Below are 22,747 nucleotides of genomic sequence, written 5' to 3' on the forward strand. Positions count from 1 at the left end.
CTCAGTCCTCGTCCCACTCGAGACCGCCGCGCCGCCACTCGTAGAGGAACGGCACGGTGATCAGCGCGAGGAACCCCACCATCGCCACCAGCCCGAAGACGGCCAGCTCACCGAAGCTGACGGCCCACGGGTAGAGGAACACGACCTCGATGTCGAAGATGATGAAGGTCATCGCGACCAGGTAGTACTTCACCGGGAACCGGCCGCCGCCGACGGCGTGCGGGGTCGGCTGGATGCCGCACTCGTAGGCCTCGAGCTTGGCGCGGTTGTAGCGCTTGGGGCCGATCACGGCGCTGGCGGCGAGGCCGCCGACCGCGAGGACGGCGGCCACCCCCATCATGACGAGGAGGGGGACGTACGGGTTGGTCATCGGTGCTCTCCCGGTGGGGGGTGGAGTGCTTCCGTGGGGCTGCGGGGGCGGGGCGCGTCCGGCGGGCGAGGCCGGCGCGCCGCCCGTCAGGGCGGTCCGGTGCGGGCGGCGGCCGTCACGAGGCCGGCGCCAGACGCGCGAGGGCGGCGATGGTCCGGTCGGCCCAGTCGCCGCCGTGCGGCTCGTAGCAGTCCGCGAGCAGCTTGTGCGTGAGCTTCATGACCAGCGGGCGAGGCAGGCCGTACCTCGTGCAGGCCCGCATGATCTCGGGGCGCTCGATCAGCTTCACGAACACCCGGCCGAGCGTGTAGTACCCGCCCAGGTCGTCCTTCATCCGCGCGCCGTAGGTGGCGAGCGCGCGCTCCCGTCCGGCGGCGGTGCCCCGGGCGGCGGCCTGGACGATCGCGTCCGCGGCGACCCGGCCGGCCTGCAGGGCGTAGGCGATGCCCTCGCCGTTGAACGGGCTGATCATCCCGGCGGCGTCGCCGACCAGCATGAGCCCGCGGCCGTACAGCGGGCCGCGGTTGAAGCCCATCGGCAGCGCGGCGCCGCGCACCGGACCGAGCTGGTGGTCCGGGGTGAACTCCCACTCCGCGGGGGCGTTCGCCATCCACTTCGCGAACAGGTCCTTGTAGTCGACCTTGGTCGCGGCGGCGGTCGAGGAGACCGAGCCGAGGCCGACGTTGGCGGTGCCGTCGCCGAGGGAGAAGATCCAGCCGTAGCCGGGCATGAGGTCCGACTCGCCGGGCTTGCCGTCCCAGAGCTCGAGGTGGCTCTCCATCCACGGGTCGTCGTGCCGCGGGGTCTCGAAGTAGGTGCGCACCGCGACGCCCATCGGGCGGTCCTGGCGCTTCTCCAGGCCGAGGCCGGTCGCGAGCCGGGCGGACACGCCGTCGGCGGCGATCACGACGGGCGCGCGGTACTCGACCGGGTCGCCCGCGCGGCGGCCGTCGGCGTCCACCGGGCGGGCCTGCACGCCGACGACGCGGCCGGTGCGCTCGTCGACCAGGGGGCCGGTGACGTTGGTCCGCTCCTGCACCTTGGCGCCGGCGGCGCGGGCGTGCTCGAGCAGCAGGTGGTCGAGCGAGGTGCGCGCGCGGACCAGGCCGTACGACGGGTAGGACGACAGCTCGGGCCAGGGCAGCTCGACCACGTGGCCGCCGCCCAGGACCCGCAGGCCGACGTTCCGGATCCAGCCGTCCTGCTCGCGGAGCGGCACGCCCATCCGGACCAGCTCGGCGACGGCGCGCGGCGTCAGGCCGTCGCCGCAGATCTTGTCCCGGGGGAAGCTCGCCTTGTCGAGCAGCAGCACCGACAGGCCCGCGGCGGCGCAGTGGTACGCGGCGCTGGACCCGCCGGGTCCGGCGCCGACGACGATGACGTCCGCGTCATCGCTCTTGCCACTGTGCACAGTTCGCCCCATTTGTGAATGCCTTCACACGTGTTGACAGGGCGAGTCTAGTGATACGACCAACGATCTGTCTGCGAAGGTTTGCCTCAGTAGCGTCGCTGCTCCTGACCAGGGGTTATGCGGGACTTTCGTCCCACCATTCCGCGCTAATTGATCCCAGGATTCGTCGCGCGGTGCAGGGCGACGATGCCGCCGGACAGATTCCGGTACGCGACCGAGCCCCAGCCCGCCTCCTTGAGGAGCTTCGCCAGACCCAGCTGGTCGGGCCAGTCCTGGATCGACTCGGCCAGGTAGTCGTACGCCGCGGTCTCCCGCGCGACCACCTTCGCCACCGCGGGCAGCGCCTTGACGAGGTACCCCGAGTACACGGTGCGGAACGGCGCCCAGGTCGGCGTCGAGAACTCGCACACGACCAGGCGCCCGCCCGGCCTGGTCACGCGGCGCATCTCCTCCAGCGCGCCGACCGTGTCCACCACGTTCCGCAGGCCGAACGAGATCGTCACCGCGTCGAAGACCCCGTCCGCGAACGGCAGGGCCGTCGCGTCGCCCGCGGTGAACGGCAGGTCGGGGCGACGGCGCTTGCCGACCGTGAGCATCCCCGTCGACAGGTCGCACGGGACGACCTTCACGCCGGCGTCCGCCAGCGGCTCGCTCGAGGTGCCGGTGCCCGCGGCCAGGTCGAGGACGGTCTCCCCCGGCAGCGCGTCGAGCGCCTTCAGGGTGGCCTTGCGCCACATCCGGTCCTGGCCGAGCGACAGCACGTCGTTGGTCAGGTCGTAGCGGCGGGCGACGCCGTCGAACATCGTGGCGACGTCGTGCGGGTCCTTGTCGAGCGAGGCGCGGGGCATGGGCCCATCGTGTCAGGTCGCGCGGGCGCCTCGCGCGCGGTCGTACCCTGGTCGGCGATGACCAGCCCCCTCGACGACCGCCAGGCCGCGGCGTCCTCGCACCCCGAGCCGCTCGTGGTGCGCACCGTCCGGATCGACGCCCCGGACGACCTCCTCTCCCTGCTCCCCGAGGACGCCCCGCTCACCTGGGTGCGCCGGGGCGACGGGCTCGTCGGCTGGGGCGAGGCCGCGCGCATCGACGTCCGGGGTGCCGACCGGTTCGCCGACGCCGAGCGCTGGTGGCAGGACCTGGTCCGGCACGCCGTCGTCCGGGACGAGGTCGGGCTGCCCGGCACCGGGCCGGTGGCGTTCGGCTCGTTCGCGTTCGACGACCTGTCCGCCGCGGGCGGCGCGCTCGTGGTGCCGCGGGTGGTCGTCGGCCGCCGGGACGGGCAGTCCTGGCTGACGGTCGTCGAGACCGCCGGGACCCTCGGCCCCGCGCCGGACTGGGCGCTGGTCGCCCGGCACCTCGCCGGCCTCGCGCCGGTCCGCGCCCCCGGGGCCGTGACGTACGCGTCCGGCGCCGTCGAGGCCGAGGACTGGCCCGCCGTGGTCGCCCGCGGCGTCGCCGCCATCCGGGCCGGGGAGGTCGACAAGGTGGTGCTCGCGCGCGACGAGGTCGCCACGACCGCCGAGCCGCTGGACGTCCGGCACGTACTCGGCCGGCTCGCCGACCGGTACCCGACCTGCTGGACGTTCTCCGTCGACGGCCTGATCGGCGCGACCCCGGAGCTGCTGGTCCGCTCGGACCAGGGCCTGGTGACGTCGCGCGTCCTCGCCGGCACGATCCGCCGCACCGGCGACGACGACGCCGACCTGGCGCGCGCCGCGATCCTCGCCCACTCGTCCAAAGACCTCGAGGAGCACGAGTACGCGGTGTCCTCGGTCGCGCAGGCGCTCGCGCCGTTCTGCTCGTCGACCAACGTGCCCGACGTCCCGTTCGTGCTGCACCTGCCCAACGTGCTGCACCTGGCGTCCGACGTGACCGCGGTGCTGCGCGGGACCGGAACGGACGCCGACGGCGGCCCGCACCCCACGTCGCTCGCCCTCGCGGCCGCGCTGCACCCCACCGCCGCGGTCTGCGGCACGCCCACCGAGGCCGCACGCGACCTGATCCGGGCGATCGAGGGCATGGACCGCGCCCGGTACGCCGGCCCCGTCGGCTGGGTCGGCGCGGACGGCGACGGCGAGTGGGGCATCGGGCTGCGGTCCGCGGAGCTCGACCCGGACGACCCGCACCGCCTCCGGCTGTTCGCCGGCTGCGGCATCGTCGCGGCGTCCGACCCGGAGGCCGAGCTGGCGGAGTCCCGCGCCAAGCTGGTCCCGATGCGCACGGCCCTCGCCTCGGACTGACGGCGGGCACCGGGGCGAGCCCGGGCCAGGCGGTCCGCGCCGGACACGGGTCGCCGAGTTCGGTGCCTGTCGCCGAGTTCGGTACCTCCAGCCACCGAACTCGGCAGGGACCACCGAACCGGGCGGCGCCCAGCCCGGCCACCGCCCGGACGCGGGACGACCCCCGCGGGCGCCAGGGGTGCGCGCCGCGGGGGTCGTCGGTGGGGGTGGCGAGGTGCGGGCTCGCCGCCCCCGTGCCCGTCGGGCGGGGCAGGGGATATCCCGCCCGAGGGGCCGTCGTGGGGCCGGCGTCAGTTCTGGCCGCCGCCCTGCTGCTGCTGGAACCACTGCCAGAGCTCGTCCGGGGTCATGTTCCGCGGGTCGGTGCTGCCCGAGCCGCCCGAGCCCGAGTCGCTCGACGTCGTCTCCTGGCGCACCGCGAGCGTGACGTCCACGTCGAGGGACTTGCCGTCGCGCACCAGGGTCAGGGTGACCTTGTCGCCCGAGGCGTAGGCCCGCACGTAGCCGGTGAGCGACTCGGCGCCGCCGACGGCCTTGCCGTCGATCGCCACGATGACGTCGCCCTGCTGCACGCCGGCGTCCGCGGCGGGCGAGCCGGAGGTGACGCTCTGCACCTCCGCGCCGGCGCGGGTGACCCCGTCGGCGGTCGCCGTGTTGTCGGTCAGCCCGACACCGAGGAACGCGTGCTCCGCGGTGCCGTCCTTGATCAGCTGGCCCGCGATCATGTCCGCGAGGTCCACCGGGATCGCGAAGCCGAGGCCGATCGAGCCGGACTGGCTCGACGTGGTGGCGATCGACGAGGTGATGCCGATGACCTGGCCCTGCGCGTCGAACAGCGGGCCACCCGAGTTGCCGGGGTTCACGGCCGCGTCGATCTGGATCGCGTTCGTGACCACGGCCTCGTTGCTGCCGTCCTCCGTGGTCGACACCGGGCGGTCGACCGCCGAGACGATGCCGGTGGTGACGGTGTTCGCCAGGCCGAGCGGGTTGCCGACGGCCATGACCGGGTCGCCGACCGTCACGTCGGCGGAGGCGCCGAGCGCGGCGGGCTTGAGGTCGTCCGGCGCGTCCTGCAGCTTCACGACCGCGAGGTCCGTGGTGGGGTCGGTGCCGACGACGTCAGCCGTGAAGATCCGGCCGTCGGTCAGCGTGACCTGGACCTTGCCGTCCTGCGCCCCCGAGACCACGTGGTTGTTGGTGACGACGTGGCCCTCGGTGTCGACGATCACGCCGGAGCCCTGGGCCTCGCCCTGGCTGGTGGTGACCGTGATCGCGACCACGGAGTCCTTCACGGCGGACGCGACCGCCTGCCAGTCGGGGTTGTCCGACGTGGAGCCGGAGACCGGGACGCTGTCGTTGCTGCTCTGGCCGATCGACGCGATGCTCGCCGCGCGGGAGGAGCCGTCGTTCTCGAACGCGCCGGTCAGCGCGGCCGTGCCGAGGCTCGCGAGCACGGCCGCCGCGACGCCGACGCTCGCGACGGGCAGCCAGACGCGGTCGCGCGCGGTCCGGGTGCGGGCGGGGGTGCCGCCGGGCTCACCCGGGGCTCCGAAGGCGGCGGGGTACTCCGGGCCGCCGGTGGGGCCCTGGGGACCGTGCGGGCCCTGGGGGCCACCCGGACCCTGCGGGGCGCCGGGGCCGGCGGGGGCGCGGAACGCCGCCAGCGGGTCGTGCCCCTGCTGCGGGGCGTGCTGCTGCGGGGCGGCGTGCTGCTGCGGGGCAGCGGGCTGCTGGTGCGCCGCCGACTGCTGGTGCGCCTGCGCCGGGTGCTGCTGCGGCGCGTACTGGCCGTAGCGCGGCTGCTGCGGCGCCGGGGCACCGGGGTGCTGCGGCTGCGCGGCCGGCTGCTGCGGCGCGGCGTGCTGGTACGGCTGCTGCGGGGAGCCGGCGGCGGGGGCGGCCGGGGCCGCGGGCTGCGCCGGGGTCTGCGGGAGCTGCTGGGTGGGGGCCGGGGCGATGCGCTGCGTCTCGTCCGCGGACGGCGTCGCGTCGGCCGTCGGCGCATCGGTCGTCGGCGTGGCGGGGACGGCCTCGGTCGCAGCGGTGCCGTCCTCGGTGCGCTGCGGCTCCGGCGCGCCCTGGGCGTCGCGCGGACCCTCGGGGGTGCTGCTGCTCATGGGGTGTACCTCCTTCTTGCCGACCATCAGACCCCCCGGAACTGGAGCGATGCTCGGCAGAACCTGGGAGTCCGCTGCGAATCCACGATGACGTGGTCCGCGGCGGGTCGCACCCCGTCAGCCGGCGGCGCCGCCGCCCAGCGCGCCGCGCGCGGCGTCCCGGGCCGCCGCAGCCAGCCGCTCCCCCAGCGCCCGTCGGTCGGCGCGGTCAACCCGGACCTCGACGACGGAGGTCCCCCGACCCGGCGCCGCGAGCGCGGCGGCGAGCGCGGCCTCGTCCGAGACCCGCACGTGCCGCACGCCGTAGCCCGCGCACAGGGCGGCGACGTCGACGGCGTGCGGCGTGCCGAACACCCGCTCGAACGTGCGGGCGCGCTCGGGCGCCCCGTGCTCGAGCGTCGCGAAGATCGAGCCGCCCGCGTCGTTCAGCACCACGACCTGGAGGTCGGGCTCGGGCTCGGTGGTCAGCCGCAGCAGGCCGCCGACGTCGTGCAGGAAGGTCAGGTCGCCGACCAGCGCGCGCACGCGGCGGCGCGGCAGGCCGAGCGCGACCCCGGCGGCGGTGGACAGCATCCCGTCGATGCCGGCGAGCCCGCGGTTCGCGAGCACGAGCGGCGGCTCCGCCCAGCGGGCGACCAGGTCCAGGTCCCGCACGGGGTTCGACGACCCGACCACGAGCACGTCGCCGGGCAGCGACGCCTCCGCGACGGCCCGCACGGCCCGCGGCCCGGTGAGCGGCGGGGTGGCCCGGGTCGGCGGCGCGGCGGGGTCGTCGTCCAGCGCGGCGTCCACCGCGGCACCCGCGGCGGCGTCGGCGCGCTGCCAGGCGGCGGGCCACGCGGGGTCGTCGGCCGGCCCGTCGAACCAGGCGTCGGGCACGCCGGTGAGCACCCGGTCGGCGGCCCGTCCCGCGTCCGGCCAGCCCGAGCCCGCGGGGGCGACCACGGTCAGGTCGACGTCGTCCCGGGCGAGCAGCGCCGACACGGGCCGGGTGAGCGTCGGGCGGCCGAGCAGCACCACGGAGCGGACCCGGCCGCCCAGGGCGGGTTCGCCGAGGAGCACCCGGTAGGTCGCGGGCGCGTGCGGGCCGCCCCGGGCGCCCGAGGACGGCTCCGCGAGCAGCGGCCAGCCCGCGGCCTCCGCCAGCCGGCGGGCCTCCGGGCCGGCGCCGTCGCCCGCGACGACCACGACGGGGCCGGGCAGGTCCGCGCGGGCGGGGACGCCGGGGTCGCCCACGGCGGGTGCGGCGACGGGCCGCGGCGGGACGACGACCCGCCCGGCCGCGCCGTCGGCGGGCCACGGCTCCGGCCCGGGCACCAGCGGCTCGCGGTACGCGAGGTCCAGGTGCACGGGACCGGGGTCGCCGGTGCGCGAACCGAGCGCCGCCGCGACGGCGCGGGAGACCAGGTGCCGCAGGTCGCGGTCCTCGCCGGCACGGCCCGACGGGGCGGGGACGTCGGCCTCGAGCCGGGTCGCCGCGCCGAAGATCCCCGGCTGCACGGTGGTCTGGTTGGCGCCGGTCCCGCGCAGCTCGTGCGGGCGGTCGGCCGTGAGCAGCAGCAGCGGGGCGCCCGCGTGGTGCGCCTCCAGCACCGCCGGGTGCAGGTTCGCGACGGCGGTGCCGGACGTGGTGACGACGGCCACCGCGCGCGGCTCGCCCTCCGCCGCCGCGGCCCGGGCGAGCCCGAGCGCGAGGAACGCGGCGTCCCGCTCGTCGACCCGCACGTGCAGCCGGACCGCCGGGGCGCCGGCCGGGCGCTCCGCGTCGGGCAGGGCGGCCTCGGCGAGCGCGTAGGCCAGCGGGGCGCTGCGCGAACCGGGGGCCAGGACGACGTCCCGCACGCCGTGGGCGGCGAGCTCCTGGACCAGCACCCGCGCGGCCTGCGCGGCGGGTGCGCCGCGCACCGGACCGCGGGGCCCGCCGCCGACGGCCGGGGCCGTCACCGCGCCACCGCCCGCACCGCGGCCAGCCGCTCCGCCCAGCGCGCGGCGGTCGCCGCGTCGGCCTCCGTGGCGGCGAGCCGCTCGTCCGTCGGGACGACCGCGCGCGCGGCCGCGACGGGCAGCGCCCCGTCGACGGGCAGCAGCGGCGGGTCGGCGACGTCGTCGGTGAGCAGCTGGGCGGTCGCGAGCCCGCACGCGTACGGCAGCTCCGGGAGCGCGGCCGCGAGCGCCACGCCCGCCGCCAGCCCGACCGACGACTCCAGCGCCGAGGACACGACGACCGGCAGGCCGACCTGCTCGGCGAGGTCCAGGCAGGCGCGCACGCCGCCGAGCGGCTGCACCTTGAGCACCACGACGTCGGCGGCCTCGGCGCAGACCACCGCGAGCGGGTCCTCGGCGCGACGGATCGACTCGTCGGCCGCGATCGGCACGTGGGTGGACCGGCGCACGCGGGCGAGGTCGCGCACGGAGGCGACCGGCTGCTCCGCGTACTCGAGCCCGCGGGCGGCGCGGTCGAGGACCTTGAGCCGCTCGACGGCGGTGTCGACGTCCCAGGCGGCGTTCGCGTCGACCCGGATCGCGCCGCCGGGGCCGAGCGCCTCGCGGACGGCGGCCAGCCGGTCGGCCTCCTCCGCCGCGCCCTGGCCGGGCTCGGCGACCTTGACCTTGGCGGTGGTGCAGCCGCCCGACGCGAGCACGATCCGCCGCGCGGCGTCCGGCCCGACGGCCGGGACGGTGACGTTCACCGGGACGCGGTCGCGGACGGGCTCCGGGAACCCGAGGTCCGCCGCCTCGCGGGTCGCGCGCCACCAGGCCGCGGACTCCGCGGCGTCGTAGTCCCAGAACGGGCTGAACTCGCCCCAGCCGGCCTCGCCGCGGACGAGCACGCCCTCGCGCACCGTGATCCGGCGGAAGCGCGTCCGCAGGGGGATCGCGTAGACGTGCACGCGGCTCAGCGTAGAGGTTCGCGCGGGCCGAGCACGGCGAGCAGCAGGTCGCGGGCGGCGTCGCGGACCGGGCGGCCCTCGCTCGTGGCCGCGACCACGGCCCCGTCGACCACCCCGAGCGCGACCGCCGCGGGCACGGGCAGCCGCAGCTCGGCCAGCAGCGCCGCGAGCACCGCGTCCAGCCGGGCCCGGCCCGCTCCGAGCGCCGTCGCGAGCGCCGGGACCCGGCCCGCCGCGAGCAGCTGCTCGTAGTGGGCGCGCACGGCCGCGTCGTCGCCGGGCGGCAGGACGGCGTCGACCACGACGGCGGCGGGGTCCTCGACGGCGACCCCGTCGGCGGCGGCGGTCCGGGCCCGCGCGAGCACCGCGTCCGCATGCGCGACCCACGCGTCGACCAGGGCCGCGCCCGCCGCTCCCGCGAGGTCGTCCAGCCCGGCGTAGTAGTACGTCGTGGCCGACAGCGACAGCCCCGCGCGGGCCGCCACCGCCCGGTGGCTGAGCGCGGCCGGGCCCTCCTCGCGGACCAGGTCGGCGGCAGCGCGGGCGAGCTCGGCGCGCCGCCGGACGCCCTTGGCCGTGCCGCCGGCCGCACCGGGCGCGCCCGGCGTCATCAGTGCCCGCCGCCCGACAGGTTCAGCCCGACCACGCCCGCCACGATCAGCACGAGCGACACGATCTTGAGCACCGACACCGACTCGCCGAACAGCACGATCGCCAGGACCGCCGTCGTCGCCGCCCCGATCCCGACCCACACGCCGTACGCGGCGCCCACCGGCAGCGACCGGAGCGCCCAGCTGAGGCCGGCGAACGACAGCACCGCCAGCACCACGAACGACACGCTCGGCCACAGCCTGCTGAAGCCGTCCGACGCCTTGAGGCTCAGCGCCCAGCCCGCCTCGAGCAGTCCGGACACGACGAGCACGACCCACGCCATGGGTGATCCCTCCCCGGGATCGGGCGCGCCGGGTGGCAGAGTCCGCCGTCCCGCGCCCGTTTCTAGTACGACCGTACCAGAATCTCGCGCCGGCGTCCCGCCCTACGCTGGGCTCCGTGACCGACCCCGCCGCCGCCCCGCTGCCCCCGCGCGTCTCCGACACCTTCGACCCGAGCCGCTGGCGCACGGTCACCGGCTTCGAGGACCTCACCGACCTCACGTACCACCGGGGCGTCGCCCGGTCGGCGGACGGCGTGCGGGACCTGCCCGTGGTGCGCGTCGCGTTCGACCGGCCCGAGGTGCGCAACGCCTTCCGGCCGCACACCGTCGACGAGCTGTACCGGGTGCTCGACCACGCCCGGATGACCTCCGACGTCGGCACCGTGCTGCTCACCGGGAACGGGCCGAGCCCGAAGGACGGCGGCCACGCGTTCTGCTCGGGCGGCGACCAGCGCATCCGCGGGCGCGACGGCTACCGGTACACCGGCTCGACCGAGGCCGAGACCGCCGACGCGATCGACCCGGCCCGCGCCGGGCGGCTGCACATCCTCGAGGTGCAGCGCCTCATCCGCACGATGCCGAAGGTCGTCGTCGCGGTCGTCAACGGCTGGGCCGCGGGCGGCGGGCACTCGCTGCACGTGGTCGCCGACCTGACGATCGCGTCCCGCGATCACGCGCGGTTCATGCAGACCGACGCCAACGTCGGGTCGTTCGACGGCGGGTACGGCTCGGCGCTGCTCGCCCGGCAGACCGGGCAGAAGCGCGCGCGGGAGATCTTCTTCCTGGCGCGCGAGTACTCCGCCGAGCAGGCCTACGCCTGGGGCGCGGTCAACGACGTCGTCGACCACGCCGACCTGGAGGACGCCGCGCTGGAGTACGCGCGGATCATCGCGACGAAGTCGCCGCAGGCGATCCGGATGCTGAAGTTCGCGTTCAACCTGGCGGACGACGGCCTCGCGGGCCAGCAGGTGTTCGCGGGCGAGGCGACCCGGCTGGCGTACATGACGGACGAGGCCGTCGAGGGCCGGGACGCGTTCCTGGAGCGCCGCGACCCGGACTGGAGCCGGTTCCCCTACGCGTTCTGATGGGCGACGCCCGGGCCGGCGCGACCGGCCCGGGCGCGCCGGTCAGGAGATCGCGAGCGAGCCCGTCCCGGCGGGCACCAGCTCCACCCAGGTGTTGCCCGGTGCCAGCAGCGCGGGCGCGCCGTCGGCGGTGAACAGCTGCATCGGGGCGTCGCGCGAGTCCTTCTGCCAGCGCACGGGGATCGTCTTGCCGCCGGTCGCGAGCGTGGCCTCGCCCGAGCCGACGAGGGTGTAGGTCGGCACGACCGCCCCGTTCTGCGCCCCGAACGGCGTGCCCGGGTGCTCGGCCACGATCGAGACGACGTTGGTCGCGGACAGCCGGGCGCCGGAGGCGGCCACCGCGGGCGTCGAGCCCTCCGAGCGCTCCCAGACCGTCCCGTTCCAGGTCCACGAGGGCTTCGACTGGCTGGACAGGTCGAACGCCAGGGTGGTCGCCGGGGTGCCCGCCGCGACGGCGGTCGCGCGCTCCGCGGTCCGGGCGAACGCGAACTGCTCGCCGGGGCTGCTCTGGTGGTTCGCGTCGGCCTGCGCCCAGAGCGCGGTCGGGTCGGCGTACACGTTGTGCGGGGCCGAGCGCGACGAGATCCGGTACAGCCCCGCCGCGCCGGCGTCGTGGCTGATCACCTGGGTGGGGCTCGCCGCGACCAGGTCGAGGATGCCGGGCTGGCCGCCGGAGAACGTCAGCAGGCCGTTCATCGGCGAGACGATGTCGGGGTCCATCGGGCGGACCGAGCGGACCGGGCCGACCTCCTCGGGCACCTGCGAGTGCCACACCGCGACGAACCGGGACACCTCGAACTCGACGATCGTCTCCCACACGACGTCCGCCTGGTCCAGGCCGGACTGCGGGCGCGCGGTCGCGGTGTTCTCGATCTTGACCGCGAGGGCCGGCCGGTTCACGGGCTCGCCCGCCACGCCGGTCAGCGGCCAGGTCGGCGCGACCACGGGGTCGGGCGCGGCAGCCTTCTGCGGCTCGAGGGTCGGGGCCACGGTGGCGGCCTCCGGCGCCGGGTCCTGCCCCTGCGAGCAGCCGGCGACCAGGAGGGTCGTGGCGACCACGGCCGCGGCGGCGCGCCGCAGCCCCCGCCTCGTGCTGTGAACCATCTCGACCCTTCCGTGCCGACCGCGTGCGCGACGGCTCCCCGCCGCGCGTCCCGCGCCACTCTACGGGCGGACCTACCCTGGCCGGGTGAGCCGTCCCGTCCGCGTGGTCCCCGCCTCCCCCGCCACGGTGCCGGCGCTCACCGCCGCCCTCGCCGCCGCGCTGGACGGCACCGGCCCGGCGGTGCTCCCGGTCGAGGCCCCCGACGCGGGCGCCGTCGGGCGCGTCGAGGAGGGCGCGGGCGAGGTCCCCGACGACGTGGCGCTGCTCGTGCGCACCTCCGGGTCCACCGGCGCCCCGCGGGAGGTGATGCTCACCGCGGCCGCCCTGCGCGCCTCCGGCAGGGCGACCGAGTCCCGGCTCGCCGGGCCCGGCCGGTGGCTGCTGCCGCTCCCGCCGGCGCACGTGGCGGGACTCCAGGTCCTGGTGCGGTCCCTCCTCGCCGGGAAGGAGCCGGCCGTGCTGGCGGGGCCGTTCCGGCCGGACGCGTTCGCCGCCGCGGTGGCGCGGATGCCGGCCGCCGACGGCCCGCGGTACACCTCGCTGGTCCCGACGCAGGTGCACCGCCTGCTCGACTCGGCGCCCGGGCGGGACGCGCTCGCCGCCTTCGACGCGGTGCTGCTCGGCGGGGCCGCCACGCCGCCGGGGCTGCTCGACGCCGCCCGGACCGCGGGCGCGCGGGTCGTGACCACCTACGGCATGTCCGAGACCTGCGGCGGCTGCGTCTACGACGGCGTCCCCCTCGACGGGGTGACGGTCGACCTGGACCCCGACGACGGCCGGGTGCGGATCGCCGGGCCCGTGCTCGCCGCCGGTTACCGGGGGCGCCCGGACCTGGACGCCGAGCTGTTCGAGGTCCGGGAGGGCACCCGCTGGCTGCGCACCAGCGACCTCGGCCGGTGGGGCGACGACGGCCGGCTCGAGGTGCTCGGCCGCGCCGACGACGTGCTGGTCACCGGCGGGGTCAAGGTGCCGCCCGCGGCCGTCGAGCGGGTGCTCGCGGGGCTGCCCGGGGTCGGCGAGGTGCTCGTCGTCGGCGTGCCGGACCCCGAGTGGGGCCAGGCGCTGGTCGCCGTCGTCGTCCCCGCGGCGGGCGCTCCCGCGCCGGCGCTCGCCGGCCTGCGGGAAGCCGCTGCGGCGGCGCTGGGCGGGCCCGCCGCGCCCCGGCACCTCGTCACCGTCGGGGCGCTGCCGCTGCGCGGCCCGGGCAAGCCCGACCGGCGGGGGGCGGCCGACCTGGCAGCCCGCGCGCTCGGACGGACCTCGGTCGCCGGCGACGCGGCACCCTGACCCCCACGCCGTGCGTGCCGGGCCCGCGTTCCGGGTTACCGTCGCTGCACGCCGAACCACCCGCCGCGGCCCCGCGCCGCGGCCCCACGACAGGAGCACCATGGCCACCGCCGCCGAGTGGGTCGCCGGAGCACGCCCGCGCACCCTGCCCGCCGCCGCCGCGCCCGTGCTGGTCGGCACCGGCGCCGCCGCGCAGATCGAGGCGGCCCACCTCGGGCGCGCGCTGCTCGCCCTGGGCGTGGCCCTCGCGCTCCAGGTCGGCGTCAACTACGCCAACGACTACTCCGACGGCGTCCGCGGCACCGACGCCGACCGCGTCGGCCCCATGCGCCTGACCGCCAGCGGCGCGGCCTTCCCCAAGCAGGTCAAGGCCGCGGCGTTCGCGGCGTTCGGCGTCGCGGGCCTGCTCGGCCTGGGGCTCGTCGCGCTGAGCGGCCAGTGGTGGCTGCTCGCGATCGGCGCCCTGTGCGTCGCGGCCGCGTGGTTCTACACCGGCGGCCGGCGCCCGTACGGCTACCTCGGCCTCGGCGAGGTCGGCGTCTTCGTGTTCTTCGGCCTGGTCGCGGTGCTCGGCACCACCTACACCCAGTCCGGCACCCTGACCTGGCCCGCGTGGGTCGGCGCCGTCGCGGTCGGCCTGATCGCGTGCGCGCTGCTCATGGTCAACAACCTGCGCGACATCCCGACCGACGCCCTGGTCGGCAAGCGCACCCTCGCGGTCCGGCTCGGCGAGCACCGCGCCCGCCGCGCGTACGCGGTCATGGTCGTGCTGCCCGTGCTGCTCGGCGTCCTGTGCGCCCTGGCGAACCCGTGGGCGCTCATCGTCATGCTGCTGGCGCTGCCCGCGGGCGTCCTGGCGTTCACGGTGCTGGTCGGCGCGCGCGGCATCGCGCTGGTGCCGGTCCTCGCGGGGACCGGCATGTACGAGCTGACGTTCGGCGTGCTGCTGGGCCTGGGCCTGGCGCTCTAGCCGTCCGCGCGGGCCTCGCGCTCGGCGGCCTCGACCGCGGCGTCCTCCTCCGCGGCGTCCGCCGTCGCGGTGCGGGACAGCCGCGGGCGGTCGCCGCGCGCCTCGGAGCGGGCCTGGAGCCACAGCGCCGCCCGGTCGCGCGGGCCGCGGAGCAGCACGTAGGACAGGAGCGCCGCGAGCAGCGCCGCGCCGATCACGCCCAGCAGCCAGCCGGTGCCGGCGAGCACGAGGCCGACCAGGCAGACGACGAACAGGGCGAGGCGGAGCAGCGAGTAGGTCACGACGGGCACGGGTCCAGGGTAGGCCGATCGCCGGGACGGTCCGAGCCGGGACGTCCGGGGCGCGGCCGGATGTGACGACCTCGTGCCGGTTCGGGCGATCACCCGGCCCGGGGCGGGGTGCGCGTGCGCGGTCTGGTTAGGGTGGAGCATGGCACGCGCGCTGTTCTTCCTCGTGATCATCGGCCTGGCGGTGTACGCCCTCGCCGACATCGCCACGAGCGACGAGCGCGCCCGACGCGGTCTGCCGAAGGGCGCGTGGTTCCTCATCGCGCTGGTGCCGATCGCCGGCCCGCTCGTGTGGATCCTCACCAGCCGCGCCCAGCCCGCGACCGGCGGTGCGGGCCCCGCGCAGGGACGTCGCCCCGGCGGGTCCGGCGGCCTCGGCGGGCCCGGCGGCTCCGGCCCCCGCCGCCCCGGCCCGGTGGCGCCCGACGACGACCCCGAGTTCCTGTGGCGTCTCGACCAGGAGCGCCGGCGGCGCGAGCGCGAGAGCGGGACCGGCGACGGCAGCAACGGCGACGTCCCCGACGAGGGCGCGCGCGGCTGACCGCGGGGCGCGCGGCTGACCGCGAAGCCCGGCCGCACCCCTGACGTGCGAGGCCCGGTGCGTGCGGCTGACGGGCGAGGCCCGGTGCGTGCGGCTGACGGGCGAGGGGACCGACGCGGTCCCCTCGCAGCCTGGTCCCCACCTGGTTCTCGCGTCGCACCCCGATCGATCGGGTGGTCTCGCGAGAATCGGGTGGGGATCAGGGTCGCGCGGCGCAGGCCTGCGCCGAGGCGGCACCGCGGGGCGCGGGGCTTACCCGCCCGCCGCCGGGCGTCAGATGCCGGAGTAGGAGTGCTTGCCGGTGACGAACAGGTTCACGACGGTGAAGTTCGCCAGCACCACCGCGTAGCCGACGTACACGAAGTACGCCGCCTTGCGCCCGGCCCAGCCGCGCGTCGTCCGGGCGTGCAGGTACGCCGCGTACACGACCCAGGCGACGAACGTGCCGACCTCCTTGGGGTCCCAGCCCCAGTACCGGCCCCAGGCGTGCTCGGCCCAGATGGCGCCGCCGATCAGCGTGAACGTCCACAGCACGAAGCCGATGGCGTTGAGCCGGAAGGACAGCGCCTCGAGCCGGCGGGCGGACGGCACGGTGCGCAGCCAGGACCAGGCCGGGCCGGTGACCCGCCAGCGGGCCAGCGAGCGGCGCAGGCCGTCCGCCGACCGCCACGGGTGGTCGAGGTGCGAGCGGCCGGTCTCGCGGCCGTCCTGCAGCACCTGGAGGACCGAGGTGGCGAAAGCGACGGTGAAGATGCCGGTCGCGGCGATGGCGACGCCCACGTGGATGATCAGCCAGTAGCTCTGCAGCGCGGGCTGCACGGCGTCGGCCTGGACGTAGAACACGAGCAGCCCGAGGGCCAGGGCCAGCACGCCGATGCCCATGACGACGACGCCGAGGAACGGGATGACCCGCTTCCGCTGCACGACCGCGAGCACCACGGCGGCGACGAACGTGCCGACGAGCGTGAACTCGTACATGTTCGCCGTCGGCCACCGCCCCGCCGCGACGCCGCGCAGCACGATGCCGGCGCCGAGCAGCAGGATGCCGAGGTAGGTGGTGGTCCGGGCGATGCCGGTCGTGGCCGAGGGCGCCGTCATGGGGCGCTCGGGCTCGGCGTCGTCGATCCGTCCGGACCGCGGCGCGCCCGCGTCGGTCGTCTCGTCCGCGTCGGCCGGGACCACCAGGCCGGACGGCCCGCCGGCACCGACGGTCGCGCGGGCCGCGGCGCGCGCCTCCTTGGCGGCGGCGACCCGGGCCGCGCGCTCGGCGCGGTGCTCCGTGGACGCGGCGTCCGCCAGCCGGGCCAGGGCCGAGGTGTAGGCGATCAGGGCGATCGTGAACGCGGTCGCCGCCCCCCACACGAGCAGGGTGCTGATGTCGCCGATTGCCATGTCCCTCTACCTTCCGGTCCGGCCGGTGGGCCCGTCGACGTCCGCTCCGCGGAGCCGGTCCATCGCCCGGTCGAGCTCCGCCTGCAGGCCCACGTCGTCGCCGCGCGCCAGCGCGGCGGCGGTGACCACTGTACGGCCTGGCCCGGGACCTTCGTCCCCCGCGCGCATCCGCAGCCAGACCCGCCGGCGCGGCACGAACAGGGACGTCGCGAGCCCCGCGAACGCCAGCAGCGAGAACGTCAGCACCCACGCGAGCGACGGGTCGTGCCGGAGGTCCAGCGCGACGAACCGCGGCAGCTCGTCGAACGTCAGCGTGCCCAGGCCGTCGGGCAGGTCGACGGTCTCGCCCGGTCGCAGGTAGAGCGTGACCGGTCGGCCGTCGTCGTCGAGCGCCTGGGTCAGCCCGGTCTCGTCGAGCTGGTAGACGTTCTGCGGGACGCCGTCGTCCAGGCCGAGGTCGCCGGTCCACACCGCGAGGGCGAGCAGCGGGTCGGTGGGCTGCGGGTCGACGGAGCGGTAGATGCCGTCGCCGATCTGCTGGGCGGTCGGCAGCAGCACGCCCTGCAGGCCGATCTGCGGCCCCGAGGTCACGTCCGGCACCTTGATGACGCCCTGCGACGTGTAGACGGTGTCCTGCGGGAGGAACGGCACGGCACCGGAGTACGTCACGGTGCCCTCGGGGTCCCGCACGGTCACCTGCGGCGCGTACCCGTTGCCCTGCAGGTAGACCTTCGCGCCCGCGATGTCGAGCGGGTGGTTGACCTTGATCTGCTCCTGGACTCCCTCGGACCCCGGCTCGGTGATCGTCACGTGCGCGGTGAAGTCCCGGGACTGCAGGGTGTCGGGGTCGAAGGACGACTCGAAGGAGTCGAGGCGCATCGAGAACGGCTCGAGCGACGACGCGCTGAACCCGGAGCCGGACTCGAACGTGTCGTAGTCGCTCTGGGTGTTCGCGAACGCGCGGCCCTCGACGATGATCGCCTGGCCCCGGTAGTGCAGCAGCTGGCCGGTCGCGACGGAGACGAGCAGGCCGACCAGCGCCAGGTGGAACACGAGGTTGCCGGTCTCGCGGAGGTACCCGCGCTCGGCGGCGACGCTCCACGTGCCGCGGCCCTCGTCCCGGACGTCGACCCGGAACCGGCGCCACCAGCGCGGACCGCCCAGGGCGGCGGCGGCGCGCTCGGCGACCTCCTGCGGCGCGCCGTCGAGCTCGGCGGACGCCTGGGCGGGGAACCGGTCGAACCGGCGCGGGGCGCGCGGCGGCCGGCCGCGCATCGCCCGCAGGTGGGTGCGGCTGCGCGGCAGGATGCAGCCGACGAGCGACACGAACAGCAGCAGGTAGATCGCGGAGAACCAGACCGACGAGTAGACGCCGAAGAACCCCAGCCGGTCGAGCAGCGGGCCGAGGTCCGGGTGGTCGGTCAGGTAGGTGGCGACCTTGTCGGGGTCCTGGGCGCGCTGCGGGAACACCGTGCCGGGGACGGCCGCGACGGCCAGCAGCATGAGCAGCAGCAGGGCCACGCGCATCGAGGTGAGCTGCCGCCACGCCCAGCGCAGCCAGCCGACGACGCCGAGCGACGGCAGCTGGGGCGACGCGCCCCCGGCGCCGCCGGGCGCGCCGGGGCCGCCGGCCGGGGGCTGCTGCCCGGCGCTGAACACGTCCTCGAGCCCCTCGGGGGTGTACCCGCGGGGCGAGGTCTCGGTGGTCTGGGGGTCGCGCGTCATCTCACACCGCCGGGACGAAGGGCTCGGCGCCGGTGAGCAGGCCCTGGAGCCAGCCCGCCCACGCGGACCAGAGGCCGGTGACCAGCGCGGCACCGAGCAGGAGCAGGAGGCCGCCGCCGACCCGCATCACCGCGAGCCGGTGCCGGGCGAGCCAGTCGAGGGCGCGGCGGCTGCGCTGGAGGCCGAGCGCGACGAGCACGAACGGCAGCCCGAGCCCGACGCAGAACGCGAGCGCGAGCAGCGCGCCGCGGCCGGCGGACCCGCCGTCGAGGGAGAGCAGGAGGATCGCGGCCAGCGTCGGGCCGATGCACGGGGTCCAGCCGATGCCGAAGGTCACGCCGAGCACCGGCGCGCCCCACAGGCCGGCGCGGGGCGCGAGCACCCGGCGGCTGTCCCGCTCCAGGAACGGGACCAGCCCGAGGAACGCCAGGCCCATGACGAGCACGCCGACCCCGAGCACCCGGGACACCGGGTCCTGCCAGCGCAGCAGGAACGAGCCGAGCGACCCGGCGAGCGAGCCGTAGGCGAGGAACACCGCCGTGAAGCCGGCGACGAACAGCAGGACGCCGAGCACGAGCCGGCCGCGGGAGGTGGCGGCCGGGGCCGCCGGGGACTCGTCGGCCGCCGGCCGGGTCAGCGCGGGCTGCGCCGGGAGGGCGCCGGCGAGGTCGAGCGTCGCCGCGCCACCGCCGGCCGCGGCGGCCCGCACGCGCGGCGCCCGGGCGGTCCCCGGCGCGGAGGCGGCGGACATCCCACCGAGGTAGCCGACGTAGGCGGGGACGAGCGGCAGCACGCAGGGCGACGCGAACGACACCAGCCCGGCGAGCAGCGCCACGGGGACCGCCGCGAGCAGCGAGCCCGAGGTGGCCGCGTGCGCGAACGAGTCCCCGACGTCGGCGAGCATCACGCGGAGCCCCCGCCGTCCTCGGCGAGCACCTCGTCGATCAGCGCGCGCAGGGTCGAGCCCTCGGCCAGGCCGACGATGCGCGCGGCCACCTTGCCGTCCCGGTCGAGCACGACCGTCGTCGGCGTGGCCTGGATCGGCACGATGCCCTGCAGCGCCGCGATGGCGTTCTTGTCGCGGTCGTCGATGCTCGGGTACGGCACGTCGAAGGTCTGCTGGAACGGCTCGGCCGCCCCGGCGTCGTCGACCCCGTTGATGCCGAGGAGGTGCACGCCGGAGTCCGCGTACTCGTGCGCGATGTCGACGAGGTCGGGCGCCTCCTCCCGGCACGGCGGGCACGCCGCGTACCAGGTGTTCAGCACGACGACGTCGCCCCGCCAGTCGGCGATGTCCACGGCCTCCCCCGCGTAGTCCGTGCCGGCGACCTCGACGGGGCCCTGCCGGTCGGCGACCGCCCACTGGGTGAACGACCCGTCGCCCGAGACGTAGCCCTGGTCGGCCACGTCGGTGTCCGAGCCCGTGCCGTCGCCCCCGCCGGAGCACGCGGCGAGCGCGAGGGCGGCGCCGAGCGCGACGACGCCCGCGGCGGCGCGACGGGCGCGGCTGCGGGTCGTCATGCGCCCGCCACCGCCGAGGCGCCGGGCAGCAGGTCGGCCGCGGGCTCGGTGTAGCCGATGCGCACCAGGCGGTCGTCCTCGTACGTCAGGGAGGTCAGCGACGCGAGCGAGCACTGCCGGCGGCGCGGGTCGTGCCACAGCCGGCGGTCCTCCAGCGCGAGCCGGGTGACCCAGATCGGCAGCTGGTGGCTGACGAGCACGGCCTCGTGACCGCGCGCGGCGTCGCGGGCGCGCTCGACGACGGCGAGCATCCGGCCGACCTGCTGCCGGTACGGCTCGCCCCAGGACGGCCGGAACGGGTTGACCAGCAGCGGCCAGTGCCGGGGGTGCCGCAGCGAGCCGTCGCCGACGCCGAACGTCAGGCCCTGGAACCTGTTCTCGGCCTCGAGCAGGCGCTCGTCGGTGGTGACGGGCAGGCCGAGCGCCTCGGCGATCGGGGCGACCGTCTCCTGGGCGCGCGTCAGCGGCGACGCGAACAGGGCGGTGACGTCGCGGCGCGGCCCGTCGAGCGTGCCGGCCAGGTGCGCGGCGACGCGCTCGGCCATCTCCCGGCCCCGCTCGGACAGGTGGTACCCGTCGAGCCGTCCGTAGAGCACGCCCTCGGGGTTGTGCACCTCGCCGTGCCGCATGAGGTGGATGGTGGTGGCGACCATGGGGTCAGTCTCGCAAACCCGGCTGGGTGGTCGGACCGTGCCGGGGCGCGGGGACCCGCCGGATCAGCGTCCGGCGGCCTCCGCGTCGGCCTCGACCTGGGCGCAGCCGGCCTGCAGCGCGGCGCCGACCGCGGCCATCGCGTCGCCCAGGGCCTGCATCTGGACCGGCGAGAGCACGTCGACGAGGTGCGCGCGCACGGACTCGACGTGCGAGGGCGCGGCGTCCACGAGCCGGCGCCAGCCGGTCTCGGTCATGGTGCAGTTCACACCGCGGGCGTCCTCCAGGCAGGGGGCGCGCTCGACCAGGCCGGCGGCCTCCATGCGGCGGACGGTGTGCGTGAGGCGGCTCCGGGAGTGCGCGAGCTCGCCGGCGAGCTCCGACATGCGGAGCGTGCGCTGCGGCGCCTCGGACAGCCGGACCAGCACCTCGTACTCGCCGAGCGACAGGCCGGAGTCCTGCTCCAGCTCGTGCGCGAGCACGTCGAGCAGCCGGGCCGTGCCGTCCCGGTACGCGCGCCAGGCGCGCTGCTCGTCCGCCGTCAGCCAGCGGACGTCGTCGTGCTCCCGCGGCGCCCTGGTGGTCGCGCTCCCGGTGGTCGTGGTGCTCATCGCCGTCCTCCTCCCGCGCCGGCCTGTGACGTCGGTGGCTGATCGTCCCACAGGCCTTGCGCAGCAGGCTCCACTGTAGTAGAAATCTCAACTAACCGCAGTTGATGCTTCAACCAATACTTCGCAGGAGGCACCATGTCGACCACGACGCTCCCCACCGCCCTCACCGCCGGCACCTGGGCGATCGACCCCTCGCACACCGAGGCGTCCTTCACCGTCCGCCACGCGGGCATCTCCAAGGTCCGCGGCACCGTCGCGGTGACCTCCGGCACCATCACCGTCGCCGAGGACCTCACGCTGTCCGGCGTGACCGCCTCGCTCGACCCGTCGACCATCGCCACCGGCGACGCGAACCGCGACGGCCACCTCAAGGGCTCGACCGACTTCTTCGACCTGGAGAAGTTCGGCGAGTGGACCTTCGCCTCGACCTCGGTCGCCGCGGACGGCGAGGACTACGTCGTGACCGGCGAGCTCACCATCAACGGCGTGACCAAGACGGTCGAGCTGGCCACCGAGTTCGGCGGCGCGGCCACCGACCCGTTCGGCAACCAGCGCGCGGGCTTCTCCGCCTCGGTGACCATCTCCCGCAAGGAGTTCGGCATCACCTGGAACGCGGCCCTCGAGGCCGGCGGCGTCCTGGTGTCCGACAAGGTCGTCATCAACCTCGAGGTCTCGGCCATCAAGCAGGCCTGAGCCTCCGCACGACCCCGCCGCCCCCGGCTGCGCCCCGCGCGCACGCCGGGGGCGGCGCACGTGAGGGCCTGGTCGACCGCGTACCCCTGCCGCGGTCGACCGGGCCCTCTCGTGCGTCGGCGGCCGCCGCGACCGGGTAGCCGACGCGTCGACCGAGTACCCGCCGACTACTCGCTCGACGCGTCGGCTGCTCGCTCGGCGGAGGCGGGCGCGGGCGCGGTCAGTCGGCGGCGGGGACCGGCTCGGGCTCGGCGGCCGGGGCCTCGGCCGGCGCGGACGCGGCGCCCGAGCGCTGGCGCGCGTGGAAGCCCAGGATCTGCAGCTCCGACCCGAGGTCGACCTCGCGGACGTCCACCCCGTCGGGCACCCGGACCGTGCGCGGCGCGAAGTTCAGCACCCCGGTCACGCCCGCGGCGACCAGCCGGTCCGTAGTGGGCTGCGCGGCGGACGCGGGCGTCGCGACGATCGCCACGCTCGCCTCCTGCTCCTCGACCGCCCGCTCCAGGCCGTCGACGTGCTGCACGACGTGCCCGCCGACCTCCGTGCCGACCAGCTCCGGGTCGGTGTCGAACAGGCCGACCAGCACGAACCCGCGGTCCGCGAAGCCCGAGTAGGTGGCGAGGGCGTGCCCCAGGTTGCCGATGCCGACGATGACGACGCGGCGCTCCTCGGTCATGCCGAGCGCCTGCGCGATCTGCCGCCGCAGGTGGTCGACCTCGTACCCGACGCCGCGCCGCCCACCCGCGCCCAGGTACGACAGGTCCTTGCGCAGCTGCGCGGGGGACGCCCCGACGAGCTCGGCGAGCTGGTCGGACGACGTGGTGGTCACGCCCTCCGACGCGAGGCCGCCGAGGGAGCGCAGGTATCCCGGCAGGCGGGCGACGGTGGTCGGCGGCAGGGCTCGCACGGCGACAGC

At 76.5% G+C, this 22,747-nt stretch carries 23 protein-coding genes; 6 read left to right on the forward strand and 17 right to left on the reverse strand.

Translation table 11 applies throughout. The features are described from left to right. Position 1: 1 nt before the first annotated feature. The 3 genes from KVT14_RS09015 to KVT14_RS09025 form a co-directional block, all read right to left on the reverse strand. Entirely contained in the window at positions 2-370 is a 369-nt protein-coding gene (locus KVT14_RS09015; protein WP_147795390.1) for an NADH-quinone oxidoreductase subunit A, read from the reverse strand. Between the two features lie 115 nt (positions 371-485). Then, on the reverse strand, positions 486-1,793 hold the full coding sequence (locus tag KVT14_RS09020) for a geranylgeranyl reductase family protein (protein WP_217615352.1): 1,308 nt from the start codon (positions 1,791-1,793) through the stop codon (positions 486-488). 134 nt (positions 1,794-1,927) lie between these two features. Next, entirely contained in the window at positions 1,928-2,629 is a 702-nt protein-coding gene (locus KVT14_RS09025; RefSeq protein WP_217615353.1) for a demethylmenaquinone methyltransferase, read from the reverse strand. Between the two features lie 57 nt (positions 2,630-2,686). Here KVT14_RS09025 and KVT14_RS09030 point away from each other — a divergent pair, with 57 nt between their 5' ends. Next, a complete protein-coding gene (locus KVT14_RS09030; protein WP_217615354.1) occupies positions 2,687-4,021 on the forward strand; it encodes an isochorismate synthase MenF in 1,335 nt (444 codons plus the stop codon). Between the two features lie 290 nt (positions 4,022-4,311). Here KVT14_RS09030 and KVT14_RS09035 read toward each other — a convergent pair whose 3' ends face one another. The 5 genes from KVT14_RS09035 to KVT14_RS09055 form a co-directional block, all read right to left on the reverse strand. Then, positions 4,312-6,138: a S1C family serine protease gene (locus KVT14_RS09035; protein WP_217615355.1), complete on the reverse strand. Its 1,827-nt coding sequence runs from the start codon at positions 6,136-6,138 to the stop codon at positions 4,312-4,314. Positions 6,139-6,255: 117 nt separating this feature from the next. Further along, positions 6,256-8,082, reverse strand: coding sequence for a 2-succinyl-5-enolpyruvyl-6-hydroxy-3-cyclohexene-1-carboxylic-acid synthase (menD, locus tag KVT14_RS09040; protein ID WP_308160983.1), 1,827 nt, complete (start codon positions 8,080-8,082; stop codon positions 6,256-6,258). After that, on the reverse strand, positions 8,079-9,029 hold the full coding sequence (locus KVT14_RS09045) for an o-succinylbenzoate synthase (protein ID WP_308160984.1): 951 nt from the start codon (positions 9,027-9,029) through the stop codon (positions 8,079-8,081). Before KVT14_RS09045 ends, menD begins: the two co-directional genes overlap by 4 nt. A 5-nt stretch (positions 9,030-9,034) precedes the next feature. Beyond that, on the reverse strand, positions 9,035-9,640 hold the full coding sequence (locus tag KVT14_RS09050; protein ID WP_217615356.1) for a hypothetical protein: 606 nt from the start codon (positions 9,638-9,640) through the stop codon (positions 9,035-9,037). Beyond that, a complete protein-coding gene (locus tag KVT14_RS09055) occupies positions 9,640-9,963 on the reverse strand; it encodes a multidrug efflux SMR transporter (RefSeq protein WP_217615357.1) in 324 nt (107 codons plus the stop codon). Before KVT14_RS09055 ends, KVT14_RS09050 begins: the two co-directional genes overlap by 1 nt. Before the next feature lie 116 nt (positions 9,964-10,079). On the opposite strand from KVT14_RS09055, the gene KVT14_RS09060 reads away from it, so the two are divergent. Next, complete coding sequence (locus tag KVT14_RS09060) at positions 10,080-11,048, forward strand: 1,4-dihydroxy-2-naphthoyl-CoA synthase (RefSeq protein WP_217615358.1); 969 nt, start codon at positions 10,080-10,082, stop codon at positions 11,046-11,048. A 42-nt stretch (positions 11,049-11,090) separates the two neighbouring features. Here KVT14_RS09060 and KVT14_RS09065 read toward each other — a convergent pair whose 3' ends face one another. Further along, positions 11,091-12,152: a DUF3048 domain-containing protein gene (locus KVT14_RS09065; RefSeq protein WP_217615359.1), complete on the reverse strand. Its 1,062-nt coding sequence runs from the start codon at positions 12,150-12,152 to the stop codon at positions 11,091-11,093. A gap of 85 nt (positions 12,153-12,237) precedes the next feature. Here KVT14_RS09065 and menE point away from each other — a divergent pair, with 85 nt between their 5' ends. Together menE and KVT14_RS09075 are read left to right on the forward strand one after the other, a co-directional pair. Next, positions 12,238-13,440: an o-succinylbenzoate--CoA ligase gene (gene menE / locus KVT14_RS09070; protein ID WP_217615360.1), complete on the forward strand. Its 1,203-nt coding sequence runs from the start codon at positions 12,238-12,240 to the stop codon at positions 13,438-13,440. 100 nt (positions 13,441-13,540) lie between these two features. Further along, complete coding sequence (locus KVT14_RS09075) at positions 13,541-14,410, forward strand: 1,4-dihydroxy-2-naphthoate polyprenyltransferase (RefSeq protein WP_217615361.1); 870 nt, start codon at positions 13,541-13,543, stop codon at positions 14,408-14,410. Here KVT14_RS09075 and KVT14_RS09080 read toward each other — a convergent pair. Beyond that, complete coding sequence (locus KVT14_RS09080) at positions 14,407-14,700, reverse strand: DUF4229 domain-containing protein (RefSeq protein ID WP_217615362.1); 294 nt, start codon at positions 14,698-14,700, stop codon at positions 14,407-14,409. The two genes, KVT14_RS09075 and KVT14_RS09080, sit on opposite strands and share 4 nt — an antisense overlap. Before the next feature lie 139 nt (positions 14,701-14,839). On the opposite strand from KVT14_RS09080, the gene KVT14_RS09085 reads away from it, so the two are divergent. After that, positions 14,840-15,238, forward strand: a complete 399-nt coding sequence (locus KVT14_RS09085; protein WP_217615363.1) for a PLDc N-terminal domain-containing protein — start codon at positions 14,840-14,842, stop codon at positions 15,236-15,238. A 273-nt stretch (positions 15,239-15,511) separates the two neighbouring features. Here KVT14_RS09085 and ccsB read toward each other — a convergent pair whose 3' ends face one another. The 6 genes from ccsB to KVT14_RS09115 all read right to left on the reverse strand — a co-directional run bounded on the left by ccsB (position 15,512) and on the right by KVT14_RS09115 (position 21,138). Continuing rightward, positions 15,512-16,630: a c-type cytochrome biogenesis protein CcsB gene (ccsB, locus tag KVT14_RS09090; RefSeq protein WP_217615364.1), complete on the reverse strand. Its 1,119-nt coding sequence runs from the start codon at positions 16,628-16,630 to the stop codon at positions 15,512-15,514. Positions 16,631-16,636: 6 nt separating this feature from the next. Further along, positions 16,637-18,355: a cytochrome c biogenesis protein ResB gene (locus KVT14_RS09095; RefSeq protein WP_217615365.1), complete on the reverse strand. Its 1,719-nt coding sequence runs from the start codon at positions 18,353-18,355 to the stop codon at positions 16,637-16,639. Position 18,356: 1 nt separating this feature from the next. Then, the gene (locus KVT14_RS09100; protein ID WP_306795748.1) at positions 18,357-19,259 is read right to left on the reverse strand and encodes a cytochrome c biogenesis CcdA family protein; all 903 of its coding nucleotides are present in this window, start codon (positions 19,257-19,259) and stop codon (positions 18,357-18,359) included. Continuing rightward, on the reverse strand, positions 19,259-19,876 hold the full coding sequence (locus KVT14_RS09105; RefSeq protein WP_217615366.1) for a TlpA disulfide reductase family protein: 618 nt from the start codon (positions 19,874-19,876) through the stop codon (positions 19,259-19,261). The genes KVT14_RS09100 and KVT14_RS09105 overlap by 1 nt, the downstream gene beginning before the upstream one ends. Further along, entirely contained in the window at positions 19,873-20,529 is a 657-nt protein-coding gene (locus KVT14_RS09110) for a histidine phosphatase family protein (RefSeq protein ID WP_217615367.1), read from the reverse strand. The genes KVT14_RS09105 and KVT14_RS09110 overlap by 4 nt, the downstream gene beginning before the upstream one ends. A 63-nt stretch (positions 20,530-20,592) precedes the next feature. Beyond that, positions 20,593-21,138 carry a MarR family winged helix-turn-helix transcriptional regulator gene (locus tag KVT14_RS09115; RefSeq protein ID WP_217615368.1) on the reverse strand — a complete coding sequence of 182 codons (546 nt, stop codon included), beginning with the start codon at positions 21,136-21,138 and terminating at the stop codon, positions 20,593-20,595. A gap of 135 nt (positions 21,139-21,273) precedes the next feature. Here KVT14_RS09115 and KVT14_RS09120 point away from each other — a divergent pair, with 135 nt between their 5' ends. Beyond that, entirely contained in the window at positions 21,274-21,831 is a 558-nt protein-coding gene (locus KVT14_RS09120) for a YceI family protein (protein WP_147795374.1), read from the forward strand. Between the two features lie 220 nt (positions 21,832-22,051). Here KVT14_RS09120 and KVT14_RS09125 read toward each other — a convergent pair whose 3' ends face one another. Further along, on the reverse strand, positions 22,052-22,738 hold the full coding sequence (locus tag KVT14_RS09125; RefSeq protein WP_217615369.1) for a redox-sensing transcriptional repressor Rex: 687 nt from the start codon (positions 22,736-22,738) through the stop codon (positions 22,052-22,054). Positions 22,739-22,747: the final 9 nt, after the last annotated feature.

The sequence above is a fragment of the Cellulomonas sp. GbtcB1 genome (assembly GCF_019091725.1).
GTDB lineage: Bacteria > Actinomycetota > Actinomycetes > Actinomycetales > Cellulomonadaceae > Cellulomonas.